Source organism: Algibacter sp. (genome assembly GCF_049667265.1).
Lineage (GTDB): Bacteria > Bacteroidota > Bacteroidia > Flavobacteriales > Flavobacteriaceae > Algibacter_B.
The window spans coordinates 1-7164 of sequence record NZ_JBATHX010000021.1 but is presented as its reverse complement, the minus strand read 5'-3'; the positions used below and the strand labels follow the sequence as shown (position 1 = coordinate 7164).

Sequence of the window (7164 nt, the reverse complement as noted above, 5' to 3'; positions counted from 1 at the left end):
TTCCTGAGAGTTCAAATAAACCTTATGATATGCATCATGTGATATCAGGCATAATTGACGAAGACTCATTCTATGAAATTCATAAAGAATTTGCAGGAAGTATTATTGTAGGTTTTGCAAGGCTTGGAGGACGAAGTATTGGTATAATAGCTAATCAACCTATGGCCTTTGCAGGTGTATTGGGCGTAAATAGTTCAAGAAAGGCGGCTCGCTTTACGCGTACTTGCGATTGTTTTAATATTCCTTTATTGGTTTTAGTAGATGTGCCAGGATTTTTACCAGGAACCGATCAAGAATGGAATGGTATTATTGTTCATGGTGCTAAACTTTTGTATGCCTTAAGTGAAGCCACCGTGCCGCGAGTTACTGTTATTACTAGAAAAGCCTATGGCGGCGCTTATGATGTTATGAACTCCAAACACATTGGAGCGGATTTAAACTTTGCTTGGCCAGGTGCAGAAATTGCAGTTATGGGCGCAAAAGGTGCTAGTGAAATTATTTTCAGAAAAGAAATTGCTGCTGCCGAAAATCCAGTAGAAAAATTAGCAGAAAAGGAAGCCGAATACGCAGAAAAATTTGCCAATCCTTATCGAGCAGCAAGACGTGGTTTTATTGACGAAGTCATCCTTCCAAAAGATACCCGACGTAAATTATTAAAAGCATTTGATATGCTTGAAGACAAAAAAGTAGCTGCACCTAAACGAAAACACGGAAACATTCCGTTATAACTAGAAGCTATTATTCATTTATTTCCTAAAATTTTAACAGTTGTTAAAATCCAAATAGTTTAAACAACTCGTATTTATTCACATTTTTGCTTTTAGGTCATTGAAAGATTTAACAGTTTATCAATCGATTTAATAAATACCTTTGCTTATATTATTTTAATAATTTTAATAAAATGAAAATAAACGCTTTTTGGATTTTTATATTTTTTGGGTTTAACATGTCATTACTTGCCCAAAAGGGACTCCCTATTCAGGTTAGTGATTCTAAAATTAAACCATTAACCACTTTTAAAAATCAAACACTTCAAAAAAGCTTAGAAAAGGAATTGAAATCTAATGCTAGTTGGAAAAAGCTAATAGCTAATAAAAAAATGGCTGTAGGCATTGTTGATTTAAGCAATCCGAATAACATACGATTTGCTAGTGTAAATGGTAATAATATGATGTATGCCGCAAGTTTACCTAAAATCGCCATTTTATTAGCCTCCATGGATGCTCTTGAAAAAGGTGAAATAAAAGAAACTGATGATGTTAAAAAGGATATGAAGATTATGATTAGCAAATCTAGCAATACAGCAGCAACAAGAATGATTGATAGGCTTGGTTATGAAAAAATTGAAACTGTAATGACCGACCCAAAATATATGTTTTATGATGAAAACAAAGGTGGTGGTTTGTGGGTTGGCAAACGCTATGGGGGTGGTGGTGGAACTAATAGGGAACCCATTAAAAACTTAAGCCACGCAGCAAGTGCTAACCAAGTGTGTCGTTATTACTATTTACTTGCACATGGTAAATTAGTGAATGAAAAAAGATCAAAACAAATGCTTGACATTATGGGTAACCCCGATTTACATCATAAATTTGTGAGTACACTAGACAAAATTGCACCTAGTGCACAATTGTTTAGAAAGTCAGGATCATGGCAAACCTATCACTCAGATTCTATTTTAGTTTGGGGGAATGACCCAAGCAGACGCTATATTTTAGTGGCATTAATTGACGATTCAAATGGCGAACAAATAATTAGAAATTTGGTTAAGCCAATTGAAAAAGCATTAAAAAGTAAGGCTCAAACAAATTCAGTTGTAATGAATTAATAGATTTTCCAAAAGGTTATTTAGTTTGAAGTATGTTAATTAACTTTTTTAACCTTTATCAATATACATTGTATTAGTTTTGTGATAAATTAAAAAATGCACCACAAGGCATATTATAAAGTTGAACCTCCCAATGTCAATTATTAAAACGCTTAAATTATACTTACTTAAAACTTTCGATTTAAAGGAAGAGGAGTTAAATAAAACGCTTTTATTACAATTAAACATCTTTATTTTTATTACGACGCTTTTAATAATAAAGCCTACAATAAATTCTTTATTTCTTTCCGAACTTACTGCCGATGCATTACCATTAGGCTATGTTTTAACGGCAATTGTTGCTATTATTGGATCTTATTTTTATGATAAGGCTTTAGATAAGTACCCCTTAAATATTGTTATAGATAGAACCATAATTGGTTCCATAATTTCACTAGTTTTATTTGCTTTAGCTTTTTCCTTCAATTTAACTAATGGGTTTATTTTATACATTCCTTATGTTTGGGTTGCCATATTTGGGTTATTAACCGCATCGCAATTCTGGATTTTAGCAAACCTAGTTTATAATGTTAGAGAAGCCAAACGCGTATTTGGGTTTATTGGTGCAGGAGCCATTGCTGGTGGTATTTTTGGTGGTTATCTCACAACACTACTAACCCGTTTTTTTTATTCTGAACATTTATTATTTATAGCAGCGCTTTTATTGATGATTTGTATTCCAATTACACGATACATTTGGAAAAACGAAGTAGAAAAACTGAATCCGTTTCAGGTATCCTTAAGAACAAATCCTAAAAGTGATTCGCCTATAAAACTTATAAAGCAATCTAAATTATTAAGTTTAATTGCGGTGGTTATTGGAATAAGCGTTTTAGTTGCTAAATTAGTCGATTATCAATATAGTGATTATGCCTCAAGCCTTATTGAAGATCCGGATGAACTAACCGCCTTTTTTGGTTTTTGGTTTTCAACATTAAGTGTTATTTCTTTATGTATTCAGTTATTTTTCACAAAACGAATAGTAGGGATATTTGGAGTTGGTAAATCGTTACTTTGGTTGCCAACGGGCATTCTAATAGGCTCCATTTTATTGCTTTTGGTTCCCCAGTTATGGGTGGTCGTTTTTATAAAAATAATTGATGGAAGTTTAAAACAATCTGTAAACAAAGCATCAACGGAGCTACTATCAATTCCAATTCCTATAGATGTAAAAAAGAAAACAAAAACTTTTACAGATGTGGTAATTGATAGTATTGCAACAGGTTTAGCTGGTTTAATTCTTATATTTTTTATTAATGGATTAGACATTCCTTCTACCTATATAAGTTTAATTATTATTGGTTTAATATCCATTTGGCTATACTTTATTTATCAATTAAGAATAGAATACCTCATTGCTTTTAAGGCTTTATTAGAAGATTCATCGGTAAAAAAAGAAAAAACAAATAAGAAGGAAATCAAAATTACTTCTATTGTGAGTACGGTTAAAAATGCCCTTGAAAATGGCACCGAAAATCAAGTATTACACATGCTTCAAAAAACATTAGAAGTTAAAGATGAACGCTTTTTTAATGCGATAGAAAAACTTTTAAAACATCCGTCTTCTAAGGTGCGAGCCTTAGCTATTGAAAACATATATTTTTTAACTACAAAAAACTTATGTGTTACCATAGAATCGATGGTTAATGATCAAAATCAAGAAGTTACAACTACCGCATTCCGATATTTATTAAAGCATTACAAGAAGAATACTGTTGAACTTTTTAATAAATATTTAAATAGTGAAGACCATACCATTAAAAATGCGGCATTAATTGGGTTGTCTTTAGAACTTAGAAATAATTTATCACTTCAAAATAGATTTAGTTTAGAACAGCGTATTGAAAGTGCTTTATCTGAGTATGATATGATACAAAATGAAGTAGATAAAACATATAAAATTCAAGCTATCCTTGAAGCCATTGGGAATGCTCGTATTCAAAAATATTATGACATTATTAAAAACCAATTAACATCTGAAAATCGGAATATTCAAAACACGGCAATTACAGCTGCATGTAAAACTTTAGATGAGCAATTTATAAATTTAATTACACCCTTTTTAATAGACAAAAATACGAGAAAGCATGCTATTGATGGTTTATACAGTTACGGCGAACCAATAATTAATATCTTGTATCAAAATACTATTCTTGAAGTTATTGATATGCAAGATGCTCCTTTTGCCATTTCGGTAATTGAAAAATTTGCTTCTCAAAAAGCAATTAATGCGCTAATGAAATTAACTAATGATACAGAGCATACTGTTAAAATTGAAGCTATTGAAGCTCTCAAACGATTAAAATGGAAGTACCCAAACCTAATAATCAAAGATCATTTTATAGTTGATAAAATATTAGATGAATGTTTTTTATATCAAAATACTTTATCCGTTATTCATTCCCAAATTGTTATACAATACAAAAAGAAGGCAGAAAACCCTGAAACCGTAGAAGAAAATCAGGCTAGAAAATCGCTTATCAACCTATTAGAACAACGCTTAGATAGACAGCTACAACGTATTTTCAGATTTTTAGGAATAAAGTATCCGCCACATGACGTAGACCCTATTTTCAATACTATTTTAAATGGAAAAGAAGAACAACGCATTCATGCCATAGAATTTTTAGATAATATTCTAGATAACCAACTTAAAAAAGAATTAATTCCTTTGGCTGAATCTGCGCTATATGAATCTAGCTCGGAAGACAAAATAAAGAAACTTAATTTGAAAGTTTTAAGCGAGACAGAATGCTACAATGCCTTATTAAAACGTAAAGACTTAAAGTTAAAACTAGCTGTTTTACACCTAATTGAAAAATCCAATAATCAAAAATTTAATTCATTATTAGAATCTCTATTAGTGAATGATCCTAGCGAAAAAATACAACAACGCGTTAAAGATATATTGGCTATTTTTTAATTATTTTATCAATGCTAGCAGCAAGCATCATGTGATCGGTTGCTGAGTTTTTTCTTAAAACATTAGTCATTAAAACCACCATATAATTACAGTTATCCGGGTGTTCAACAATAGCCACAGAATTCATAAAATTCTGAACATTCCCCATATATTTCCCGCAAATTTGTCCATTACTCCTATCACATTTATATAAGCTTCCAGATTTAAAATATACTGCAGCCTCTTTTAATGCTGGTGATTGTGCATATCGAATCCTTCTATCTGTCATATACATTAATCGTTTCATTTCTAAACTAGATTGCTCGTCAACCACATTACCTTGTTCAAGTTGCACTAAAAATTTCATTAACCCTAACGTAGTTCCAATACTTCCGCCTTTATCTCCAACATAAGTATTTGCCCCTCTTGTAAAAAAACTTCCTAAACGCCACTCATCATGTGTAATTCCTAAATCGCGTAATGGTAAATTAACAACATCATTTCCTATATCCGTCAATTCTTTTTTAGGCGTTGTTTTAAAGTATACTAAAGCTTCTTCTTCAGTTAAATCTGGGTACTTTTCGCCAAATGCTTGCATTAGCAAAACTTCCCGCCAAACAATACTTGCAGCACCATTATTACTCACAGAAAGCATGTGGTCTGCCCATTCAAAAAGTGTAAATACATCGCTAGCAATTACTTGTCGCTTTACAAGTTTCTTAGTTTCAATATTATAAATAGGAACGGTGTGCTCATCGGTTAAACCCCAAACACCAGCTTTAACTGATTTGTTTCTTAACAACTCTAAACGTTTTTCAAAATCATCAGGATAAATTTTAGCTAATTGGGTAAACAAGCCCGCCAAAACAGCTATTTTCCCAACGCTTCCTGGTTGATATCCCGCAGTTTCATTCCGTTTCGCAAATCGAACATGGTTAATGTCTGAAATATCCAAAACCGCTAACGAATAACTCTTATCAAGTCCTCTAAACAAGGAATTTATCTCTTTTTGAAAATCATCATTCACTTTTAAATAGCATCCAACACTATCATTTTTTTTAGATACCAAATTCAATTTAATATCTAGATATGATTTATAAGCACCTGCAGGAAGCTTTGAAGCATCTACAATTTCGCCACTTTTAATGAGTTCTAATCTTTTTAAACGTTTAATCCCTGTATGCTCATACCCATCAATAGGATAAAACGTAAATAGAGTAAATGAAGAACAAATAATAAACAGTACAACAATAATCAACACTTTTTTCATAATAACTTATATTTTTTCTGAAAGAGAAATCAGTTTGTTTTTATCTATTTTTGGCGTAATCGACTCTAAATATCCAGAGCTTAATGCCTTTTTATTTTCAACGAAAGGTCGAATTTGAAACAACCACAGTTTATTGTTTTTAAATCCTAATTCTACATCATAAGCACCTTTATAGTCTGAATCTGTTTCCATAGGCAATGTCTTTCTTATTGTTTTAGCCAAATTTCTAATATCATTAATGTTTTGCTGATTAAGAATTGAGGTTTCAAAAGTTGCTAATTCCTTTTTAGTTCCACCAGTAATTGGTAGACTATTATAAAACTGGTCTCTGGCAGGCGCTAAAAATTGTGTACCTCCATTAATTTTTATCAAGTGAGTTTCAGCTGATTGCCCATCAACAGCACCACCAGCACCCCTACTGAACGCGACTGTCAAATCGTTTTCGTTGCCATTACTAATTCCTTTGGTGATTAAAACCCCAGAATAATCAACATCCACACTTGGAATGACCAATATTGATGGAAAAACATTTTCAGGATTTAATAGATATTTCTGGCGCCATTTAAAACTGCGCTCTGTATATGGCGATGCCCAAACATTTTTAATACCTTCTAATATTTTAGTTTTATCAAAAACATTAAACAGCGTTAAGTTTAATCCTGCGCCAGTAAAGTCTTTAAGATCTTCCATATTGGTATCACTTCTTAAAAACACCGGTATTTCGCCTAATTCTTTACCTAAAACAGATTCAAAATCCTTTTCTAATTCTAAAACAAATTCTGAATTTAACGTCATTTGCATTATGGCTTTGCGAAGTATTTCTAGTTGCTTTAATTGATAATTTTCAACTTCATCCTCAGCTATTTCCTGATTACGCATCCACTCAGCTTTTTCAAACATATCATTTAAAAACGTCCAATATGAAACTTCTTGATTTGGCATTGGAAGCTCCATATGCTGTCTGAAAATCCCAAACGGAATAACCAACCCTTCAACAACTTGCTCTGGGAACATTTTTTTTAATTGTCCTAAATTAGCCGCTTTAGGCCCACAAAGTTTACCAGAATCATTAGCGTCTACGTTTCTAAGATTTAAAATATTAGTTTCTTTTAATCGAATGTTTTC

5 protein-coding genes are annotated in these 7164 nt (G+C 32.0%); 3 read left to right on the top strand and 2 right to left on the bottom strand.

Annotated elements, in window-relative coordinates; translation table 11 throughout:
* From WBN21_RS00685 to WBN21_RS00675, 3 genes are all read left to right on the top strand, one after another.
* Positions 1–728: acyl-CoA carboxylase subunit beta (locus WBN21_RS00685; RefSeq protein ID WP_424197393.1), on the top strand; the 728-nt coding region annotated here is incomplete at its 5' end.
* A gap of 173 nt (positions 729–901) precedes the next feature.
* Positions 902–1828, top strand: a complete 927-nt coding sequence (locus WBN21_RS00680; protein WP_424197392.1) for a serine hydrolase — start codon at positions 902–904, stop codon at positions 1826–1828.
* Between the two features lie 133 nt (positions 1829–1961).
* Positions 1962–4790: an Npt1/Npt2 family nucleotide transporter gene (locus WBN21_RS00675; RefSeq protein ID WP_424197391.1), complete on the top strand. Its 2829-nt coding sequence runs from the start codon at positions 1962–1964 to the stop codon at positions 4788–4790.
* Here the strand turns inward: WBN21_RS00675 and WBN21_RS00670 are convergent.
* Together WBN21_RS00670 and WBN21_RS00665 are read right to left on the bottom strand one after the other, a co-directional pair.
* A complete protein-coding gene (locus WBN21_RS00670; protein ID WP_424197390.1) occupies positions 4780–6039 on the bottom strand; it encodes a serine hydrolase in 1260 nt (419 codons plus the stop codon). The two genes, WBN21_RS00675 and WBN21_RS00670, sit on opposite strands and share 11 nt — an antisense overlap.
* A gap of 6 nt (positions 6040–6045) precedes the next feature.
* On the bottom strand, positions 6046–7164 hold a 1119-nt coding region (locus WBN21_RS00665), incomplete at its 5' end, for a PEP/pyruvate-binding domain-containing protein (protein ID WP_424197389.1).

Coding starts and splice junctions, on each gene's coding strand:
- WBN21_RS00680 (WP_424197392.1), top strand. CDS start 902: ATGAAAATAAACGCTTTTTGGATTTTTATATTTTTTGGGTTTAACATG.
- WBN21_RS00675 (WP_424197391.1), top strand. CDS start 1,962: ATGTCAATTATTAAAACGCTTAAATTATACTTACTTAAAACTTTCGAT.
- WBN21_RS00670 (WP_424197390.1), bottom strand. CDS start 6,039: ATGAAAAAAGTGTTGATTATTGTTGTACTGTTTATTATTTGTTCTTCA.